We start from the raw sequence: 19,661 nt of genomic DNA, 5'->3' as shown, positions 1-19,661 counted from the left end.
GTCGACTAGGAACCGGACTGCGCGTCAGTGAGCGATATTACCGATCCTGCCGTCTTTTTATGGCACAACGGGACAAGCAAACAGGTTTGGTGCCCGTTTCGCTAGCCCTGGGGGGCTTCCGCCGAAGCGACCGCCTTATCACCCTTGCGGGCCTTGATCAGACTTGCCACCGTCGTGACGGCCATGGTGGCGCAGATGACCGCCAGCGACACCCAGATGGACACCTGGGGAGCCCCAGTCACATGGCTCTCGTGCAACGCGTCGAGGATCAGCTTAACCCCGATGAAGCCGAGGATGAACGCGAGACCGTAGCTGATGTAGACCAGCCGCTGCAGCAGACCGCCCAGCAGGAAGTAGAGCTGACGCAGTCCCATCAGCGCGAACGCGTTCGCGGAGAACACGATGAAGGCGTCCTTGGTGAGCCCGAAGATCGCCGGAATCGAGTCGAGGGCGAACAGCAGGTCCGTGGTCCCGATCGCGATCATGATGATGAGCATCGGAGTGACCATCCGCCTGCCGTCGACCCGCACGGTGACCCGTGAGCCGACGAAGTCGGGCGTGGTCGGGAAGAGGCGGCGCGCCCAGCGCAGCAGGACGTTCTCGCTGAACTCCTCGTCCTGCTTACCGTGATCGCGGATCAGCGTGTACGCGGTGTAGAGCAGGAACGCCCCGAAGACGTAGAACAGCCAGCTGAACCTCGTGAGGGCGGCCGCGCCGATCGCGATGAAGACGCCGCGCATGACGAGCGCCAGGACGATGCCCACCAGCAGGACCTTGTGCTGGTAGATCCGCGGTACGCCGAACCGGGACATGATGATGTAGAAGACGAACAGGTTGTCGACGCTGAGGCTGTACTCGGTCAGGTAGCCCGCGAAGAACTCCCCGCCCGCCGGTCCCCCGCTCCACAGGGTCAGCGCGCCGCCGAACGCCACGGCGAGGGCGACGTAGAAACCGACCCAGATCCCCGCCTGCCGGACCGAGAACTCGCGGGGCTCGCCTCGATCCACGATCCAGAGGTCGACGGCGACCACGACCATCAGTCCCGCGATGACCGCGATCCACATCCACAGGGGAAAGCTCATGTTCCGAAGACCTCCGGCGCGCGCTGAACACACTGCCGGAAGTCTCTCCCGCCCGCACGCGCTTCCGCGGACCGGCAGCCCCGGGCCGATGCCGTGATGACGGGACTGCCGCGAAGGGATACTCCCCCCCAACGGGCTTCAGTATAGGGATCGGGCGTTGCCCGTCCTAATCGTCTTCGCGATCCGCGACGGTCAGGCCGATTCGTACGCCTCCAGCGCCGAGCGCAGCGCCTCCCGCTCGCCGGGCAGCTCCGCCCCCCGCCGGGCGGACGCCGTCGCGAGCCGCTCCGCGAGGGCGGGATCTCCGAGAACACGGCCGATCTCGCGGCTGAGCGCGCCGGCGTCCCCCGGAGGGACCAGCAGAGCAGCGTCGCCGACCAGGCCGGGGATGCCGCCGACGCGGGTCGCGATGATCGGCCGTCCCGCTCTCAGCGCCTCCTGCACGTTCAGCGGCTGCCCCTCCCACCGGCTCGGTACGAGGAGGGCGGCGGCCACCTGGAGGAGCTCCGCGGTGGCGGCCCAGCCGTACAAAATCACGGGCAGCTTCTCGGCGTCGATCCGGGCCTGGAGGGCGGGCCGCAGCGGCCCGTCGCCGGCGATCACGAAGACCGGCTCCCCCTTGTACGGCCCGGCGGCCGCGTCGAGCAGCGTCTCCAGCCCCTTCTGCTGGGCCAGCCGGGCCACCGTGAGCAGCACCGGACGGTCGCCGGTGAGGCCGGGCAGCCGCTCGCGCAGCTCGGCCCGCACCTCCTCCGGGGTCCGCGCGGGTCGGGCCAGCGCGGGCGCGGGCACCACCGCGGGCGACACCGTCCGGGCGCCCGCGGCGCGCAACCGGGCGCCCAGGTCGGGGGACACGACGAGCACGTGGTCGGCCCGCCGCGCGACGACGCGCTCCAGCACGCGGTAGACGGCGCCGATCGCGCCTCCCGCCGTGGCGGCGTTGTGCAGGGTGACGACGAGACGCGGGCGGCGGCGCGCGGCCAGGAGCGCGAGGGCGGCGAGCGCCCCGGCCCGCAGTCCGTGGGCGTGCACCGCGCCGGCCCCGCGGGCCAGCGCCCGCAGCCGGGCGGCCGATCGGAGGTCGGCGGCCGGGTGCGGCCGGTCGGAGATCTCCACCCCGGCGAAGACCGCTCCCGCGGCGGCGAACCCGAACGCCTCCTCGGTCGCGGCCGGCCCGGCGACCAGCACGTCGTGACCCATGCCGGCGAGGCCCCCGGCCAGCATGCGCACATGGCGCCCCACGCCGCCGGAACTCGTCCCGAGCACCAGCATGATCCGGCTCACGGCCTGCCCCCTCCTCGCCGCGACAGGACGCGGCCGTCCGGCTCGGACGCCCGCCCGCGACGGAACCGGGCCACGATCACGTCGAGATCCTCGCGGTCAGCGGCGGCCGCGACGATCACTCCGGCCAGCAGGGCGGTCACCCCGGCCACCGCCGCGGCGGCCAGCCCCGCCCACGGGCCCTCACCGCCCACCGCGAGCACCGCGCCCGACCCCGCCAGGAAGCCTGCCCCGCCGCCCAGCGCCGCGGCCGGAGCCGCCCGCCGCACTCCCCGCACCGCCGCGCCGCCGCGCGCCCGCAGGACCGACCCCAGGAGGAGGGCGCCGCCGGCCGTCATCCCCAGGGCCTGGCCGGCCGCGAGGCCGCCGAGCTTCCATCCAGCGGGTAGCAGGAGCACGAACGCGGCCTGCGCCACTCCCGCGACCAGCCAGCCGGCCACCATCCCGCGCGCCGCCGCCCTGCCCCGGTCGGCGGCGTACAGGACGCGGCTGAGATGGGCCGTCAGGCCATACCCCACCAGACCCGGGGCGAACAGCGCGATCGCCCGCGCGAACTCGTCCGGCCGCACGTCGGCGTCGGCCTGGCCCAGGAAGACGTGCGCCACCGGCCCGGCGACCGCCGCGAGCGCCCCCGCGGCGAGGCCGCAGATCAGGATGACGGCCCGGGTGGTCCGGGCGGACAGCTCCGCGAAGCCGTCGTGATCGCCGTTCTCGGCGTGGGCGGACAGCACCGGGAACGCGCTGGTGGCGATGGGCACGGCGAGGACGGCGTAGGGCACCTGGTAGATCGCCCAGGCATAGTCGTACGCCGGGAGCGCGCCGCCGCCCACCCGGTTGGCCAATGGGATGACCATCGCCATCACCGCCTGCTGGGCGAGCAGGGCGCTCAGCCCGGCCAGCGCGAGCCGCCTGACCTGTGCACCCACGCCGTCGGGGAACCGCAGCACCGGCCGCCAGCGCAGGCCGAGCCCCAGGCCGGGACCGATCACCGTCACGACCAGGGCGAGGACGCCGAGCGTCGTGCCGACGGACAGAACGGTCTGCGCCGCCGCGGGGACCGCGGCGGGGTCGCGGTCGCCGCCGCTCAGCGGAGTGAAGGCGAGGTAGGCCACGATGACGACGACGCTCGACACCAGCGGGGCGAGGGCGGGCCCGGCGAACCGCCGGTGGGCCTGCAGCACGCCGTAGAGCACGACCGCCATGCCGTAGAGGGGGATCTGGGGCGCGAAGACGGCGAGCATGCGCCCCGCGACCGCGGCGACCTGGCCGGCCTCGCAATCGGGGACCGCTCCGCCGACCAGCAGCCGCGCCAGCGGGCCGGCGGCCAGCGCCGTCAGCGCGCCGAGCGGCACGAGCAGCACCAGCACCCAGGTCATCAGGGCCGACGCGATCCGGGACGCCTCCTCCCGCGACTCCCCCATAGCGCGGGCGGCGGGACCGGCGAGGACCGGGACGACCATCCCGGCGAGCGCGCCCCCCGCCACGACCTCGAACACGATGTTCGGCACGTGGTTGGCCGTGTAGTAGGCGGAGGCCAGGCAGTTGGTGCCGACCGACCGGGCGAAGGCCAGTTGCTTGGCGAAGCCGGTGACCCGGGCCAGGATCGTGATGACGCCGATCAGGACCGCGGCCCCCACCACTCCGCCGCCGAGCCGTCCCGCCCATCCGGCCCGGGACGATCCCGCGCCCCCGCCCGCTGTCACGCCGACGGCCGCCGGGAGCCGGGGTCCTGCGGCGGACGGCGGCCGAGCAGGTCGAGCCGGTTGAGCACGCGGTTGCCCGCGATCACCTTCGTGAAGCTGACCCGCTCCGAGGCGGCGGTGAGCGCCACGACCACGCCGAGCGCCGCCAGGCGCGCGGGCCGGCTGAGCCGCGCCGTGGCGGCGAGCCCGAGGAGGGCCCCGAGGGCGTTCGCCCCGGCGTCGCCCAGCATGGCCCGCTCCCCCAGGTCTTCGGGCAGCAGCGCCGCGGCCGCGCCCAGGGGCACCGCGGCCAGTACGGCCGCCTCCCGAGCGCCGGGCCCCGCGGCCGAGGCCGCCAGCAGCGGGCCTCCGGCGAGCAGGCCCACCTTGATGGCCCGTCCGGGCCGCAGGTCGAACAGGTTGGCCAGATTGGCGCTCCCGGCGATCAGCGCGCCGTCGGCCAGGGTGTCGAGGGCCCGGACGGCCGGGCGGGACACTCCCGGGTGGGGCGGTGCCACCGCGGCGGCGGCGAGACCCGCCGCGCCGATGCCGAGGATCTTCACCGCGCCGCTCGTGACCTCACCCCTGGCCAGCGCCGTGAGGTGGCCCTTGAAGCCCTTCGACGAGCCCGTGCCCGAGATGTCGTCGTACGCGCCGAGCGCCCCGCTTCCCGCGCCGGCCAGCAGCGCGGCGGCCCGGGATCTCGTGGACAGGCCGGGGGCGACGACGGCGGCTGCCGCGGCGCCGGCGGCGAACGCGGGCCCCTCCAGCAGCGTCACCGGCTCCCCGCGGTGGTTGGTCCGGGTCCAGTATTCGTCGGCCGTCTTCTCGTCTCCCAGGGGCGGCCGCCGCCGGAAGGCCGCGTAGGCGGCGCGGGCCGCGACGGCGCCGAGCGCGGCGCCGATCAGGGCGGCGGCCGGTGCCCCGGCCGGGAAGCGTCTGGCCACGGCTGGTCCTCTTCTCGGGTTCGTGAGGTGGGTTGGCGGGGTGCGGAACGTCGGTGCGCGCCGGTCAGCCGCGCGTGGCCGCGGTACTGGCCGCCGTACTGGGGGTGGGGCTGGCGACCACGGACGGTTCGAACGCCGTGGACCCGCTGCCGATGCCGTACGCTCCCGACCGCCCGGCGAGCTGCTCCCGCAGAGCGTAGACGATCGTGATCCGGCCCGCTGGAATATCGACGGTGTCGACGGTCGTGACGTTGGAGGCCGCCTCGCCGGTGTCGTGCAGGGCCGCGATCACCCCGGCCCCGGCGGAGGCCGTCGTGTTGCCCGCAACCACCGTGCCGAGGTCGGCGGAGTCGAGCCCGGCCGCGATCGACACGATCGCCGCGGTCTGCGTCTCCGCCTCCTCCCCCTCGTACGGCTGGGCCGGGGTGAGCACGATCGCCAGCGTCGCCCGCTGCGCGGGGGAACCGTTGATCGTCAGGAAGTCGCCGGCCTGGAACGCCTCAAGCACACCGGTCGCCGCGGGGTTGGGCCGCCCCGCCTGGGTCCGGTCGCCCGTCACGATCGCGCTGGCCAGCATGGCCGCCGCCTTGTCGTAGGCGCTCGCGCCGTCGGGGAACTTCGTGCCGACAGGCGCGACGTTGGTGGCGAGCCCGTCGACCACGGCCGCCTGGTCGCCGGCCGTGAACTTGTCGGTGAGGCTGACCCGCCCGGTGTAGACGGCGCCCGCGTCGGTGACCAGCCGCTGGATCGAGTCCCGCAGGCCGGCCGGCGCGCCGGGCGCCTCCACGAGCACGACCCGCTCGCCGGCGAGCTGGCCGCGCACGAGGTCGGCGGTGTGGCCGACGATCAGCGAGTCCGCCCCCTCCTCGCGCGACTGCAGATCGGAGATCTGGGTGATGTACTTCTCGTTGGCCTGCCGCAGCGAGGCCGTCATGTCCTCGGCCGACTTGTAGAACGTGGGTTCCAGGACCGTGCTGCCGAGCACGATGCCAACCGTCAGCGCGAGGAAGATCGCCACGATCGAGACGAGGTGATAACGGAAATCGATCACGAGAAGAGTCCGACCAGCCAGAAGACGAAGCCGTTCCACGCGACGCGCAGGCCGTTCAGCCAGACCTGGCCGATCGGCGAGACCGACAGCACGACCCCGATGGTGATCATGGTGGTCGCCACGAGGAGCAGCAGGGATGGGGTGGAGATGCGGCTGCGGTAGAGCCTGCTGACGCCCTTGGCGTCGACGAGCTTGCTGCCGACCCGCAGCCGGGTGAGGAAGGTGCTCGCCATGCCGGACCGGCCCTTGTCGAGGAACTCGTCGAGCGTCCAGTGGGTGCCCACCGCGACGATCAGCGACGCCCCCTTGTCGTCCGACAGCAGCATCGCGATGTCCTCGCTGGTGCCGGTCGCGGGGAAGACGACGGCCTGCTGGCCGAGCCGGCGCACGCGCTCCAGCCCCGGCGCCCGGCCGTCCGGGTAGGCGTGCACGACCAGTTCGGCGCCGCAGCACAGCGCCTTCTCCGAGACCGAGTCGAAGTCGCCCACGATGATGTCGGGCACGTAGCCCGCCTCGATCAGCGCGTCCGCCCCGCCGTCGACGCCGATGAGCACCGGGCGGTACTCCCGGATGTACGGCCGGAGCGTCGCGATGTCCTCCTTGTAGTGGTATCCACGGACCACGATGAGGACGTGCCTGCCGTCCATCGAGGTGCGGATGTCGGGGACGCCCACGCCGTCGATGAGCAGGTCGCGCTCGCGCCGGACATACTCCATCGTGTTGGCGACGAACGCCTCCATCTGGACGGCGAAGCCGGCCCGGGCCTCGGTCATGGCCGCCTCGACGGTCTCGGCCGTCTGCTGCTGGCCCTTGCCGACCAGCTCGTCACCGAGGTAGATCATCCCGTCGTGGACGCGGACGACGTCGCCGTCCTTGATCCGTTCGAACAGCTCGGGGGTGGCGCTGTCGACCAGCGGAACGCCGGCCTCGATGAGGATGCGGGGCCCGAGGTTGGGATAGCGCCCGCTGACGCTGGCGGCCAGGTTGACCACCGCCGCGGCGCCACATGCGACCAGTGCCTCCCCGCTGACCCGGTCGATGTCGACGTGGTCGATAATCGCGATCTCCCCGGCCTGGAGGCGCTTGGTCAGCCTCTTGGTCCGCCTGTCGATTCTCGCCACTGCCGTCACCCCGGGAAGGTCGTCTGCCTTCCTGCGGCGGAGGCCCGGAACGTTCAAGCTCGGGACCTTCATTATGACCATCCTGCCAGAGGGGGCGACCGGCACGCTCCCAGACCCGGCCGCCCGTCGCTTTTGTTACGGCAAGTGCACAGCCTTCCCGGCTCGCCAGGATACGTCTTTATGGACCGGTATCGACGAACCACGAACGGCCGGAGGCGGGTTTCGGGCGGCCCGGATGTCCGCCGCGGGCGTTCAGCGTGATTTGCGGCGGGACACCGGCTTGCCCGCGCCGACGGCGGCCTCGCGATCCCAGGCGTCCTTGTCCGCAGCGGCGATGGACATCAGCTCCGCCGCGTGGGCCCGGCCGAGCTCGGAGTCTTCCAGACCCGCCAGCATGCGGGACAGCTCACGTTCCCTGGCCTGCCGGTCGAGGGCGACGACGCCGCTGCGGACCACTCTGCCGTCGTTGGCCTTCTCCACCACCAGGTGCTGGTCGGCGAACGCCGCCACCTGCGGCAGGTGCGTGACCACGATGACCTGGGCGCTGCGAGCCAGCTTGGCCAGCCGCCTGCCGATCTCGACGGCGGCCTTGCCGCCCACCCCCGCGTCCACCTCGTCGAAGACGAACGTCGGCACGGGGTCGGCGCCGGCGAAGACCACCTCGATCGCGAGCATGACCCGGCTCAGCTCACCGCCGGACGCCCCCTTGGTCAGCGGCAGCGCCGCCGCCCCCGGGTGCGCGGCCAGCCGCAGCTCCACCTCGTCGACCCCGTGGGGTCCGAACCCCTCCGTCCGCGTGATCGCCACGTTGACCCGGGCGTGCGGCATCGCGAGGGCGGTCAGCTCCCGCGTGACGGCGTCGCCGAATCTCTCGGCGGCGGCCGTCCTGATCGCGGTGAGATCGCCCGCGAGCTCGCCGAGCCGCTCGCTCAGCTCGCCGTGCTCACGCGTCAGCTCCTCGATCCGCTCGTCGTCCCCGTCGAGCTCGGCCAGCCGCCGCGCGGCCCGCTCCGACCACGCGAGCACGGCGTCGACGTCCTCGCCGTACTTCCGGGTCAGCCCGTTGAGCAGGGACCTGCGCTCCTGGACGGCGGCCAGGCGGGCCGGGTCGGCCTCGACGGACTCGGCGTAGGCGGCCAGCTCGGTCGCCACGTCGGAGATCAGGTAGCCGGCCTCGGCGAGCCGCTCGGCCAGTCCGGCCAGGGCCGGATCGAACTCCCGGACGCCCTCCACGGCCCCCCGCGCCTGCCCGATCAGCGACACGGCGTCCTGCGCGTTCTGGGCGGCGGACATGGGGTCGCCGAGTAGCGCGGTGTGGGCGGTGGTGGCGGCGGTCTGCAACGCGTCGGCGTGGGAGAGCCGCTCGGCCTCCTCCTTGAGCTCGGCGTCCTCACCCGCTCTGGGGGCGGCCTTCTCGATCTCCTCCAGGCCGAACCGCAGCACGTCGGCCTCCTGGGCCCGCTCCCGGGCCCGGACCGTGATCTCGTGGAGCAGTTCGCCGACCTGCTTGTGCCGCTTGTAGGCCTGCTCGTAGGAGCGTAGGGGCTTGACCAGCTCGTCGCCGGCATACCGGTCGAGCGCGGCCCGCTGCCGTCCCGGCTGGAGGAGCCGCTGCTGGTCCATCTGCCCGTGCACGGCCACCAGATCGTCGGCGATATACGTCAGCGTCCCGACGGGGACGGCGCGACCGCCGAGCCAGGCGCGGGAACGGCCCTCGGACGACACCGACCGCGAGATGATGAGCTGGCCCTCCTCGATCTCGCCGCCGACGTCCGCGACCTGCTGGGCCACCCGTCCGTCCGGCTCGATCACGAGAGTGCCCTCGACCAGGGCCTTGTCGGCTCCGGGGCGCACGCGGGCGGGGTCGGCCCGGCCGCCGAACAGCAGGCCGAGCCCGGTGACGACCATGGTCTTGCCCGCCCCCGTCTCACCGGTGACGACGGTGAAACCAGGGGACAACTCCAGCACGGCCTCGTCGATGACGCCGAGCCCCTGAATGCGGACCTCCTCGACCCGTGGCCGCACTGGTCCCTCCCGATTTGCCGACCGAATCCGCCAGAGATCCTACGCGCAACTCGTCAAGATTTTCGAGGAGACGGGCTGCCAAGGAAGGTCCGTACGGTGAACTGTGGACGAGAATCCCCAGGCCAGCGCGGAATAAGGGACAACAGGGGCAGATCGCCGCCGACGACCGCCGGGCGGCACCGCGTGGCGCTGTCGGTGCGCCGGGGATGACAGCCCGATCAGGAGCGGACGCGGCCCCGCCATCCCTGGACCGGGAGGGCGAACTTGGCGACCAGCCGGTCCGTGAACGGCGCGCCGGTCGTCTCCACACCCAGCAGGCGGGCCAGCCGGACGGGGAGATCGCCCCGGCGGACCTCCACCCGCGCGCCCGGAGGGATGTCGAAGCGGCGGCGCCCGTCACACCAGAGCACGGCCGGACTGGTGGCGGGCACGATCTCCACGGCGAGCGTGGACCTCGGGGAGACCACCAGCGGCCGGGCGAACAGCGCGTGCGCGCTGTTGGGGACCAGCAGCAGCGCCTCCACCTCCGGCCACACCACCGGGCCGCCCGCCGAGAACGCGTAGGCGGTCGAACCTGTCGGCGTCGCGCAGATCACCCCGTCGCAGCCCCAGCGGGACAGCGGGCGGCCGTCGATCTCCGCGACGAGTTCGAGCATGCGGTCCACCTTCTCGACCGACGCCTCGTTCAGCGCCCACGTACGGGCGAGCACCGAGCCGTTGACGCGGGCCACGACCTCGATGGTCATCCGTTCCTCGACCTCGTAGCGCCGGTCGACGACGAGGTCGACGGCGGTCGTGAGGTCCTCCACCTCGGCCTCCGCGAGGAACCCCACATGTCCCAGGTTGACGCCCAGCAGCGGCACGCCCGACGGACGGGCCAGCTCGGCCGCGCGCAACAGGGTGCCGTCGCCGCCCAGGACGATGATCAGTTCGGCGTCCTTGAGCGCGCTGCCCTCCGGCACGACGTCGGCTCCCGGGCAGCCGATCTCCTCGGCCTCGTCGTCGAGCACCCTGACCTCGACGCCCGCGGCGACGAGACGGTCCATGACCAGCCTGGCGCTCTCCACCGCGGCCTCCCGGCCGGTGTGCGCCGTGACGAGGACCGTCCGCTTCGTGTTCATCCCTCGCTCACCGTCTTTCCCCATGACCGCCGCGAACACCGGGACCCTCTCACCGGGGAGCCTCTCATTGGGGGCCCTCCGCGACGGCGCGCCGCACCGCGTCGTCGATGTCGGGCACCTCGGCGTGGCCCGGTCCCTTGCCGAGCCACAGGACGTACTCCACATTGCCGGACGGCCCCGGCAGAGGGCTCGCCGTCACGCCCTTCACCACCAGCCCGAGCCCCCGGGCGGCCGTCGCCACATCCCGTACGACCTCGGCGCGCAGAGCGGGGTCGCGCACGACGCCGCCCGCGCCCACGCGCTCCTTGCCGACCTCGAACTGCGGCTTCACCAGCATGGCGAACTCCGCGACGTCGGCGGCGCACGCGACGAGCGCGGGCAGGACGAGGCGGAGCGAGATGAACGACAGGTCGCCCACCACGAGCGAGGGCGGCTCCCCCACCAGCTCGGGCGTCAGCTCGCGCACGTTCTGCCGCTCCATGACCGTGACGCGCTCGTCGTTGCGCAGCGGCCAGGCGAGCTGCCCGTAGCCGACGTCCACCGCGAGGACGTGGGCGGCGCCGTGCCGGAGCAGCACGTCGGTGAAGCCGCCGGTCGAGGCGCCCGCGTCGAGACATCGGCGGCCCTCCACCTGGAGCCCGTCGAAGGCGCGCAACGCTCCGAGCAGCTTGTGGGCGCCCCGGGACACGTAGTCGGGCCCTTCCTGCGTCTCGGCGACCACGATGGCCGCCGCGGTGTCGACCTGGGTGGCGGCCTTGCCCGCGACCCGGCCGCCGACGCTGACCCGGCCGGCCTCGATGAGCTGGCCCGCCTGCTCACGGGAGCGCGCCAGCCCCCGCCGGACGAGCTCGCTGTCCAGCCGAACCCGCTTCATCACGCCCACCGATCTCCGTCCGCCCCGGCCGCGCTCACCGCTCGGCCTCGGACGCCGGCTCCTCCACCGAGGCGAGCACCGCCTCCAAGCCGCTCAGCACCTCTTCGAAGACGGCCACGTGCCCGGACACGGGCGTGGCGGCGAGCCGTTCGAGGGGAGCCAGCGCCGCCTCGGCGCCTCCGGCTCCCGTGACCGGCCCCGCCGGCGTGGCGCCGCTCTCCGTCATCGGTCCCTCCAACACAGCGCGCGATCACGCTCTCCGTCTCCGGTCGCCCCGACGTTAGCGGACGCCGCCGACACGACGCGCGGCAAAGCCACCTCGGGGCGTACTCCTCCGGGCTTCTCCCGCCGCGTCACCACGTCGGCCACCGCCACTTTCGTGGCGATTCCTCCGGGCTTCCGGGCGCTTTGTGACGCCTGTGCCGACGGAACGGCCCGCGACCCGTCGTTTGTTCCTGATTCGGGATCACGTATTTCGCGCGCGGGTCACATGGAAAGCTACTGTCGGTGGGTAGAGGGCATCGCAGAGATCGATGAAGGAGAGGCGGGGGTATGGCGACCGTCGAGGAGTGCCGGGCGGCGCTGGAGAAGCTCGCGGAGCGATTCGACGAGATAGGCGCCGAGGATCGGACGAGGCATGTGGTCGAGCGCAGGCTCTCCTGCCGCATCTCCGACCTCGAAGTCACCTTCTATGGGCGCATCCACCACAACGGCCTCGACCCCTTCAAAGAGGTACCGCCGGACGACGGCCGCCCCGCCGAGGTCAAGCTCACGCTGAAGAGCGAAGACCTCATCTCCATGGTCAACGGTGATCTGGACATGGGCCGGGCCCTGTTCAGCGGACGCGTCAAGATCGACGCCAGCATCGGCGACCTGCTCCGCCTCCGCAAGCTGCTCTGAGGCTTTCCCCGCGGACGCCGGGGAAGCCACGGATCCCACGCGGGCTCACGGGCCGCCCCTCCATGGCCGGCCCGTGAGGCGGCCCCCTGTGGGCCGGGGCGGCCCGCGTCAGAAACCGAGTCGCGCGAGGACGGGTTTCACCGCGTCCTCGTCGGCACCGCCGTCGCCGGCCGCCTCCCAGGCGGCGGCGCACGCGGCGCGCAGCCCGTCCATCCGGTCGCCGTCTCCCGACAGCGTCAGGCGGCCGTCCTGCCGGCGCGCCGTCCAGCCTCCGCACGCGTGGCCGCCGTCCTCGGCACGGGTCCACGCCGGCGGGGCGTGCAGACCGGTCAGGTCGAGGGCGATGTGGGTGGGACGGTGGCGCGGCTCGGCCGTGAGCAGATCCAGCGGACCGGTGACCCCGGTCATGACGAGCAGGCTGTCCACCCCCGCCCGGGTGGCCCCCTCGATGTCCGTGTCGAGCCGGTCTCCGACGATGAGGGGCCGCCGCGCCTCCGTACGGATCATGGACTCGCGGTGGAGGGGCGGTTCCGGCTTGCCGGCGACGACGGGCTCCACACCGGTCGCCGTCGCGATCACCCGGCTCATCGATCCGTTGCCGGGCAGCTCGCCGCGCCCGGTCGGCATGGTCGAGTCACCGTTCGCCCCCACGAACCAGGCGCCCTGGCGCACGGCGAGGGTCCCCTCGGCGAGGAGGCCGTAGGACAGGCCGTCCCACATTCCCTGGACGACGGCGACCGGAGCGTCCAGCGCGGTGGTCACCGGCCGCAGCCCCTGGGCCCGCACGGCCGTGCGCAGTCCCATCCCGCCGACGACGAGCACCGGCGAACCCGGCGGCACCCGCTCGGCGATCAGCCGCGCAGCCGCCTGGGCTGACGTGACGACGTCCTCGGAGGCGGCCGGTACGCCCAGGTGGGTCAGGTGCTGGGCGATAGCCGCAGGGGTGCGGGACGCGTTGTTCGTCACGAACGCGAGCCGCACTCCCCCGCGACGGGCCCGCTCCAACGCCTCGGGCGCCGAGGGAACCGCGTGTTTGCCGAGGTAGACCACCCCGTCCAGGTCGAGCAGCAGGGTGTCGTACGCGTCGACCAGCACGCCGCCGCCCCGCTCCGTTCGCGACGCGCCCGCGTCGCCGCCGTGATCCTCCGCTCCTGGAGATCCGGATGTCTGGCCCGTATCGTTCGTCACGCCTGCCTCGCTCGCAGCGTCGCCCGCACCTGCTTCAGTGCCGAGACATAGTGTCGCAGGTCGGGACGCATGGCTACGGCCACGGCCAGGGGTTCCTGCGCGGCCTCGACGTCGCCGCTGCGCCACAGCGCCATGCCGAGTCCGAAGTACGCGTAGTCCTCGGCCGGATTGGCGTCCACGATCAGGCGGAAGCTCCCCGCCGCCTCGCTGTATCTCCGGGAGTTGAACTGGGCGCGGGCGAGGGCCTCCCGGATGCTGCGGGAGGCCGGTTCGGCCTGCGCGGCGCGCTCGAGAATGGCCGCCGCCGCGGCCGGGCTGCCCTCCTCCAGCAGTTTCGTCCCTCGCATGAACCACTCGTACACGCCGCCGGTGGGAGCGCCACCCGGGTCTCTGGAGTCGCCGGCCGCCTCGTTTCGGTCAGGAATCATCGGGTAGTGCCTCCCGCAATCCGATTTCATCAAGAACCGGGCACCGCAGCGTCGGGGAGTCCGGGCCTATGGCAACATGCCCGGTATGGAGAGATCTGAACGGGCGGGTCTTGCGCTGCGTCCGTTCCACGGTGTCCGATTCACCGTCGACGACCTGGCCGCGGTCACCTCGCCACCGTATGATCTCATCTCACCGGACGAACTCCATGAACTACTGCATCGTCATGCGAACAACGTGGTGCGCCTCATCCTTCCCGAGGCGGGACACTACGGCGGGGCGAAAGCGGAACTGAACGGCTGGCTCGACTCCGGCGTGCTCACGGTGGACCCGCTGCCCGCGCTGTACGTGTACGAGCAGAGCGGCGCCGGAGTCCTGCAACGTGGCCTGATCGGAGCGCTCGGCGTGGGGTCCACGTCGGTCCTGCCGCACGAGAACGTGATGCCGGGACCCGTCGCCGACCGGCTGGCCCTCATGCGCGCCACACAGGCCAACCTTGAGCCGATCTTCCTGGTGTACGAGGGCGGCGGCAGCGCCTCCCGCCTCGTCGGCGATGTCGCGCGCCTGCGCCGTCCGCTGGTCGAGGTGCGCACCGGGGACGGGATCCGCCACCGGCTGTGGGCGGTGACGGACCCCCATGAGATCGCCGCCGTGGGCGAGGATCTCCGGGACCGCCAGGCGCTGATCGCGGACGGGCACCACCGGTACGCCACCTACGAGAGGCTGCAGAAGGATCACCCGGGGCCCGGCCCGTGGGACTACGGCCTCGCCTTCCTCGTGGACTCCACCCAATACCCGCCCGATCTTCAGGCGATCCACCGGGTGATCCCCGACCTCCCACTGGGGGAGGCGGCCGCCCGCGCCAAGGGCGCCTGGCAGGTGCACGAGTTCACCTCCCTGGAGGACGCACTGGCGGGTCTCGCCGACGCGGCCGGGCCCGCGTTCGTGCTCGCGGGTGACGGCCCATCCCACCTGCTGACCGACCCCGACCCCGTGCAGATCGAGCACGCCATGCCCGCCGGCCGGTCGGCCCGGTGGCGGTCGCTCGCGACCTCGGTCCTCACCGAGTTCCTGCTGCCGAAGGTCTGGGGGATCGCGGACGACGAGCAGTCCGTGCTGGTCGTGCACCACGACCCGCTCGCCGCCGTGAAGCTCGCCCGCCGCCGTGGCGGGACGGCGGTGCTGCTCAACCCCCTGTCCACGCCGGACGTGCTCGCCGTCGCCGCTCAGGGTGAGCGGGTGCCGCGGAAGTCCACCTCCTTCGGTCCGAAACCGCGGACGGGCCTGGTCATGCGGGTGTTCTCGGCGGAGTGACGGTCTGTCGCGGAGCTTCCTCCTCACGCCGTGCCGCCCGGACCTCGACCTCGAAGCGGCTGCCGCCACGCCACCAGCGGCGGCGCATCGCGCCCTCCACTCGGACGACGTCGTCGACGCTCCAGCCCGCCAGCATGGCTCGTACGTCGTCGTCGAACGTGGCGCACTCGATGGCATCCGAGCGCCGGTGACCGGGGTGATCGTCCGGCCGTCGCACGGCCAGCCGCCACTGGGTCAGCACGGTCCCGCTGGGCAGTTCCTTGTCGGTGGGAGCCATCGACAACCGGCCCACCAGCGTCACCTCGTTGCGGTGCATCCCGCCTCCATTCCGGCCTGCGGGGCCCCGGCAGGGCCCCCTGCGGGTCACTGTGCGCCATCGGCGTGCGCACGCGGGAAGTGGAATGGCATTCTGTGTATACCGGCTCGACTTCTGGGGTGCCTGTGGACAACGTGACGCCGCTCGGCGGTGATGTGTACGAGATCGACACCCGGATGGCCGGATACTCGGGGATCACGGCCGGATATCTCATCCTCGGCGACCGCCCCTGCCTCGTCGAGACGGGTACGTCCACCTCGGCGCCTGTCGTACGAGACGCCCTGACCTCACTCGGCGTCGGGGCGGAGGATCTCGCGACCGTCGTCGTGACGCACATCCACCTCGATCACGCCGGCGGTGTGGGCGACATCGCGGGCTTCTACCCATCGGCCGAGATCGTGGTGCATGAGAAGGGGGCCCGCCACCTCGCGGATCCGTCGCGCCTGATGAAAAGCGCGCGGAGAGTCTGGGGAGACAAGCTCGACGTTCTGTTCGGCACCCTGTCGCCGACCGACTCCGCGCGCATCCGCGCCCTCGGCGACACCGGGGAGATCGATCTCGGCGGCGGCCGGACCCTGTCCAGTCACTACTCGCCGGGGCACGCGAAGCATCACGTCGGGCTGCTGGACTCGCGTACGGGAGACCTGTACGTCGGCGACGCGGCAGGGGTGTACCTCCCGGAGACCGGCGACCTGCGCCCCGCCACCCCGCCGCCGGACTTCGACCTCGACGTGGCGCTCGGATCTATCGCGACCTTCTCCGCGCTCGGCCCGCAGCGCCTCCTGTTCAGCCACTACGGACCGGTCGGAGAGGTGGCGGCCACCCTCGAACGGTCGGCCGAGGAGCTCCAGATCTGGGTCGATCTCACCAAGCGGGCCCGGGACGAGGGGCTCGATCTCGACCATGCCGTGGCGATGGTCCGCGACCGCACCAGGGAACGCTACTCGGCCCTGCGTGCCGACGACGAGACCGCCGAACGCTTCGAGCTGCTGAGCGGGGCGCCGTCCAACGTCGGCGGCATCCTGCACTGGCTCAACCGCGTACCGGAGGCGTGAACCGGCCCGCGAGGGTGTGACGGATCCCGGCAGGGAGCGACGCCCGCGCGGCCCGGACGGCGGAAACGCAGGCGGGCGCCGCCACCTCTCCGTCGAGGTGGCGGCGCCCGCGCTGAGTGACGTCACATAACGTCAGGGCGTGTGGTCCGCCCGGCCCGCGCCGCCTTCCGGCTCGTCGACCACGTCGCCGAAGTTCGGCTCGATGAACGCCGGGCCGTAGGCGGAGCTCGGGGAAGCCACAGCGGCCGAGGCCGTCGCGTCCTCCCGGCCAGGACGGTCTTCTCCTGCGGAAGCCGCCGCCTCACCGGCCGCGGCGTCGTCCGCGGGGCCCGCCGGGCCGTCGGCGTCGTCGCGACCCGCCGGCGCGAGCGGCTGAACGGCGGACACGGAGTCGTCGTCCGTCTCGTCCCCGTCCTCTTCGTCGTCCTCGGAGTCGTCGTCCTCGTCGGCCTCCGTGGCCGCGCGCTCGACATCTCCGGGAGCCGCCTCCGGAAGATCCCGGCCCTCGGCATCGCCGGCGTCGCCGCCGATGCCGTCGGGGTCGACGTCGTCTTCCAGGTCGTCGGCCGCGTCCCCGTCGACGTCCTCCTCGAAATCTTCCTCGACGTCCTCGATCACCGAGCCGGTGAGCTCGGCGTACCGCTCGGCGGCGTCGGTCTCGCCGTCCTCGTCGAAGGCCATGGCACGGGCGAACCAGTCGGTCGCCGCCTCCTGGTGTCCGGCGTCCGCCAGCGCGTCGGCGTACGCGAAGGCGAGGCGAGCCGACCAGGGCTTCGGTTGCGGGTCCCGGAGCTCGGGCAGGCGCTGCAGCGTGATCACCGCCGCGTCGTGCTGGCCGAGGTCACGGCGGGCCCCGGACTCCACGATGGTGAGCTCGATCTTCGCGGCCCGATCGAGCCGTTCCGCCTCCGGCGAGCGCACCAGGTCGAGTGCTCGCTCCGGCCGTCCCAGTCCCCGCTCGCAGTCGGCCATGATCGGCAGGTACGCGTCGGAGCCGCTGATCCTGCGGGCCGCCCGGAGGTCGCCGAGCGCCTCGGCGTACTCCCCTGCGTGATAGGCGGCGATGCCCACGGCCTCCCTGACCACACCGATCCTGGCGGCGAATCGACGAGCCACCTTCGCGTGCTCGTACGCCCGCTCGGGCTCACCCTCGCTCAGGGCGCGCCCCGCCGCCACCAGGTGTGCGGCGACGAGATCGGCGAGGTCGTTCGGCAGGGAACGCAGCTCATCGCGCGCGTCCCGGTCGAGCTCATCGGGCGAGATGTCCGGGGCGAGCTTGGGCAGCTCCTCCCGGGGCTTCGGCTCATCGGTCCTTCCGTAGCGGCTGCGCGTGCCGCCCGGCTCGCCCCGGTCGGACGACCGCGGGCCTCCGTCGCGGCTGAACGGCCGGGGACCGTCTCTGTCGTCACGCCGGAACGACCGCGGACCGCCCCTGTCGTCACGCCGGTCGCGCGGACCCGAGGATGAGCGATAAGAGCGCTCGCCGGAGTCCCGCCCCTGACCGCGGCCCCCGGCCCGGTCACGGCTGCGGTCCCCGTAACGGCCCCGCTCGTCGTCACGCCCGCGGAACGGCCTGTCTCCGTCACGAGGCCCACGCTCGGAGCGGTCCGCGGCCCGGTCGTCACGATTGGGACGACTCGCGGCCTCGGTTCCCTCCGAGTATGTCCGTCGCTCTGATCCGGCCTGCGGCGTCTCGTTCTCCCCGCGAGCAGGATATGTCCGTTCCTGATTGTCCTCACGGTCGCGTGACGGACGGCCGTCACGATCGTCGCGGAACGAACGCTCCCGCCTCTGATCGGACTGGAACCCGCGACTCTCGTCCCGGTCCCGGAATCCGTACCGGCCGCCGAAACCGCCGCCCTGGCGCGGACGCCGCTCGCCGTAGCCGCCTTCCCGGGGCCCGCTGTCGCGGAACCCGCCCTCACGACGTCCGCCCCCGCGGGAATCGCCCTGGCGATCTCCCCCGTAAGCGGGACGGTCCGAGCGGAAGGGCCGGTCGCCTCGGTCGTTCCGGTAAGGCCGGTCGCTCCGCTCACCGGAACGGAAGCCGGAGTCACGGCCCTCCGGGCGGAACGGCCTGCCCCCGCTGTCGTCGCGATCGCGGGGGAAGCGGTCGGCACGGTTGCCGTCGCGATACGGACGAGGGCGGCTCTCATCAGACCGTTCCCTGTCGCCGTACGGACGGGACGGGCGACCACCATCACGATCCCCGTACGGACGGGACGGGCGACCACCATCACGATCCCCGTACGGACGGGACGGCCGACCACCATCACGATCCCCGTACGGACGGGACGGCCGACCACCATCACGATCCCCGTACGGACGGGACGGCCGACCACCATCACGATCCCCGTACGGACGTGGGGAGTTCCTGTCGAAGTCGCGGCGGGGCGGCCGGCCTTCGCTGCGGTCGTCCCGGCGGTCCCTGCCGCCGAAACCGCCCCTGTCGTCTGAACGCGGGCCGCGATCGGGCCGGCTGTCCCGATCCCGATACCCGAAGCCGGAGCGAGAGCCGTTACGGTCCCCGTACGAGCGCCCGCCTTGGTCGCCGCCGTCACGCCGAGCGGGAGACCGCTCTCCGGCGCCGCGGCCTCGGTCCTGGAAGTCACGTCTATCGGAACGGAAGGGGCGCTCGCCGCGATCCCCGCGCGGCGCATCGCGCCTCACCCCGTAACGGCCTTCGGAGCCACCCTGACCCTCGTTGCCTCGGGAGCCACCGGCACGCCCGTACCGGCTCCCGCTCTGATCGCGGTTGTCGTCGCCACGGCCCGTGCCGTCGCGCCCGTCGTCTCTGTTCACTTCTGTCCTCTGTTACTTGCTCACCGCGTACGACTCTTCGTCCGATTCGGTGATCGCAGTGCCGCGTCTTCTCGTCCTGACAAACGACGAGGACGCCTTCTACCCGCCGGGCCCCGGCGCAGACGCTGTTCTCTCAGGTCTGTCGGAGGCATCACATGCTGAGATCCAGCTCGTCTCATGCAACGAGGGCCACCCCGTAGCGATGGCCCGGAGACTCAGCCTAGCGCGCCGCCCTGACCGTCTGGGCCTCAGATGAGAAGTCGGGAACGGCGACAGCCGATCTGCTATCCCCATATCGTGGGATAAGCGATCGAGCCCAGAAAGCATGAAGGGCCACCCCAAAACGGGATGGCCCTCCACAAAAATTGTCCGGCGGCGTCCTACTCTCCCACACCGTCCCCAGTGCAGTACCATCGGCGCTGGAAGGCTTAACTTCCGGGTTCGGAATGTAACCGGGTGTTTCCCTACCGCTATAA

General features: G+C 72.5%; 17 protein-coding genes and 1 rRNA gene. 3 read left to right on the top strand and 15 right to left on the bottom strand.

The window, feature by feature from the left end; translation table 11 throughout:
- Positions 1–101: 101 nt before the first annotated feature.
- From JOL79_RS06555 to JOL79_RS06510, 10 genes are all read right to left on the bottom strand, one after another.
- Positions 102–1,082 carry a TerC family protein gene (locus tag JOL79_RS06555; protein WP_210154773.1) on the bottom strand — a complete coding sequence of 327 codons (981 nt, stop codon included), beginning with the start codon at positions 1,080–1,082 and terminating at the stop codon, positions 102–104.
- 192 nt (positions 1,083–1,274) lie between these two features.
- Positions 1,275–2,354 carry a glycosyltransferase family 4 protein gene (locus tag JOL79_RS06550; protein ID WP_210155169.1) on the bottom strand — a complete coding sequence of 360 codons (1,080 nt, stop codon included), beginning with the start codon at positions 2,352–2,354 and terminating at the stop codon, positions 1,275–1,277.
- Positions 2,355–2,362: 8 nt separating this feature from the next.
- The gene (murJ, locus tag JOL79_RS06545) at positions 2,363–4,066 is read right to left on the bottom strand and encodes a murein biosynthesis integral membrane protein MurJ (RefSeq protein WP_210154772.1); all 1,704 of its coding nucleotides are present in this window, start codon (positions 4,064–4,066) and stop codon (positions 2,363–2,365) included.
- Complete coding sequence (locus tag JOL79_RS06540) at positions 4,063–4,992, bottom strand: hypothetical protein (RefSeq protein WP_210154771.1); 930 nt, start codon at positions 4,990–4,992, stop codon at positions 4,063–4,065. The genes murJ and JOL79_RS06540 overlap by 4 nt, the downstream gene beginning before the upstream one ends.
- 64 nt (positions 4,993–5,056) lie before the next feature.
- Positions 5,057–6,043 (bottom strand): copper transporter, encoded by a 987-nt coding sequence (locus JOL79_RS06535; RefSeq protein ID WP_210154770.1) that lies wholly within the window; start codon positions 6,041–6,043, stop codon positions 5,057–5,059.
- Positions 6,040–7,236, bottom strand: coding sequence for a putative cytokinetic ring protein SteA (gene steA / locus JOL79_RS06530; protein ID WP_210154769.1), 1,197 nt, complete (start codon positions 7,234–7,236; stop codon positions 6,040–6,042). The genes JOL79_RS06535 and steA overlap by 4 nt, the downstream gene beginning before the upstream one ends.
- 180 nt (positions 7,237–7,416) lie before the next feature.
- Positions 7,417–9,189: a DNA repair protein RecN gene (gene recN, locus JOL79_RS06525; RefSeq protein WP_210154768.1), complete on the bottom strand. Its 1,773-nt coding sequence runs from the start codon at positions 9,187–9,189 to the stop codon at positions 7,417–7,419.
- Between the two features lie 218 nt (positions 9,190–9,407).
- On the bottom strand, positions 9,408–10,310 hold the full coding sequence (locus JOL79_RS06520) for an NAD kinase (protein ID WP_210154767.1): 903 nt from the start codon (positions 10,308–10,310) through the stop codon (positions 9,408–9,410).
- Between the two features lie 64 nt (positions 10,311–10,374).
- Positions 10,375–11,187 carry a TlyA family RNA methyltransferase gene (locus tag JOL79_RS06515; RefSeq protein ID WP_307848360.1) on the bottom strand — a complete coding sequence of 271 codons (813 nt, stop codon included), beginning with the start codon at positions 11,185–11,187 and terminating at the stop codon, positions 10,375–10,377.
- A gap of 31 nt (positions 11,188–11,218) precedes the next feature.
- Positions 11,219–11,410, bottom strand: a complete 192-nt coding sequence (locus JOL79_RS06510) for a hypothetical protein (protein WP_210154766.1) — start codon at positions 11,408–11,410, stop codon at positions 11,219–11,221.
- A 326-nt stretch (positions 11,411–11,736) separates the two neighbouring features.
- On the opposite strand from JOL79_RS06510, the gene JOL79_RS06505 reads away from it, so the two are divergent.
- Positions 11,737–12,084, top strand: coding sequence for an SCP2 sterol-binding domain-containing protein (locus JOL79_RS06505; RefSeq protein WP_210154765.1), 348 nt, complete (start codon positions 11,737–11,739; stop codon positions 12,082–12,084).
- A gap of 108 nt (positions 12,085–12,192) precedes the next feature.
- Here JOL79_RS06505 and JOL79_RS06500 read toward each other — a convergent pair whose 3' ends face one another.
- Together JOL79_RS06500 and JOL79_RS06495 are read right to left on the bottom strand one after the other, a co-directional pair.
- Entirely contained in the window at positions 12,193–13,179 is a 987-nt protein-coding gene (locus JOL79_RS06500; protein WP_210155167.1) for an HAD-IIA family hydrolase, read from the bottom strand.
- Positions 13,180–13,268: 89 nt separating this feature from the next.
- A complete protein-coding gene (locus JOL79_RS06495) occupies positions 13,269–13,700 on the bottom strand; it encodes a tetratricopeptide repeat protein (protein WP_210154764.1) in 432 nt (143 codons plus the stop codon).
- A gap of 85 nt (positions 13,701–13,785) precedes the next feature.
- Here JOL79_RS06495 and JOL79_RS06490 point away from each other — a divergent pair, with 85 nt between their 5' ends.
- A complete protein-coding gene (locus tag JOL79_RS06490) occupies positions 13,786–15,012 on the top strand; it encodes a DUF1015 family protein (protein WP_230984392.1) in 1,227 nt (408 codons plus the stop codon).
- Here JOL79_RS06490 and JOL79_RS06485 read toward each other — a convergent pair.
- The gene (locus JOL79_RS06485) at positions 14,987–15,328 is read right to left on the bottom strand and encodes a single-stranded DNA-binding protein (RefSeq protein WP_210154762.1); all 342 of its coding nucleotides are present in this window, start codon (positions 15,326–15,328) and stop codon (positions 14,987–14,989) included. The genes JOL79_RS06490 and JOL79_RS06485 overlap by 26 nt on opposite strands.
- A gap of 125 nt (positions 15,329–15,453) precedes the next feature.
- Here JOL79_RS06485 and JOL79_RS06480 point away from each other — a divergent pair, with 125 nt between their 5' ends.
- A complete protein-coding gene (locus JOL79_RS06480) occupies positions 15,454–16,383 on the top strand; it encodes an MBL fold metallo-hydrolase (protein WP_210155166.1) in 930 nt (309 codons plus the stop codon).
- Between the two features lie 132 nt (positions 16,384–16,515).
- Here the strand turns inward: JOL79_RS06480 and JOL79_RS06475 are convergent, their stop codons facing one another.
- Positions 16,516–17,559: a tetratricopeptide repeat protein gene (locus tag JOL79_RS06475; protein ID WP_307848359.1), complete on the bottom strand. Its 1,044-nt coding sequence runs from the start codon at positions 17,557–17,559 to the stop codon at positions 16,516–16,518.
- Positions 17,560–19,552: 1,993 nt separating this feature from the next.
- A 5S ribosomal RNA gene (rrf, locus tag JOL79_RS06470) occupies positions 19,553–19,661 on the bottom strand; the annotation flags it as partial.

Origin of the sequence: Microbispora oryzae (assembly GCF_017896165.1) — a bacterium.
GTDB classification, from domain to species: domain Bacteria; phylum Actinomycetota; class Actinomycetes; order Streptosporangiales; family Streptosporangiaceae; genus Microbispora; species Microbispora oryzae.
Note: the sequence above shows the minus strand (reverse complement) of the source record. Positions and strands in the feature narration are given on the sequence as shown.

Coding starts and splice junctions, on each gene's coding strand:
- JOL79_RS06555 (WP_210154773.1), bottom strand. CDS start 1,082: ATGAGCTTTCCCCTGTGGATGTGGATCGCGGTCATCGCGGGACTGATG.
- JOL79_RS06550 (WP_210155169.1), bottom strand. CDS start 2,354: ATGCTGGTGCTCGGGACGAGTTCCGGCGGCGTGGGGCGCCATGTGCGC.
- steA (WP_210154769.1), bottom strand. CDS start 7,236: ATGAAGGTCCCGAGCTTGAACGTTCCGGGCCTCCGCCGCAGGAAGGCA.
- JOL79_RS06520 (WP_210154767.1), bottom strand. CDS start 10,310: ATGAACACGAAGCGGACGGTCCTCGTCACGGCGCACACCGGCCGGGAG.
- JOL79_RS06510 (WP_210154766.1), bottom strand. CDS start 11,410: ATGACGGAGAGCGGCGCCACGCCGGCGGGGCCGGTCACGGGAGCCGGA.
- JOL79_RS06505 (WP_210154765.1), top strand. CDS start 11,737: ATGGCGACCGTCGAGGAGTGCCGGGCGGCGCTGGAGAAGCTCGCGGAG.
- JOL79_RS06495 (WP_210154764.1), bottom strand. CDS start 13,700: ATGATTCCTGACCGAAACGAGGCGGCCGGCGACTCCAGAGACCCGGGT.
- JOL79_RS06490 (WP_230984392.1), top strand. CDS start 13,786: ATGGAGAGATCTGAACGGGCGGGTCTTGCGCTGCGTCCGTTCCACGGT.
- JOL79_RS06485 (WP_210154762.1), bottom strand. CDS start 15,328: ATGCACCGCAACGAGGTGACGCTGGTGGGCCGGTTGTCGATGGCTCCC.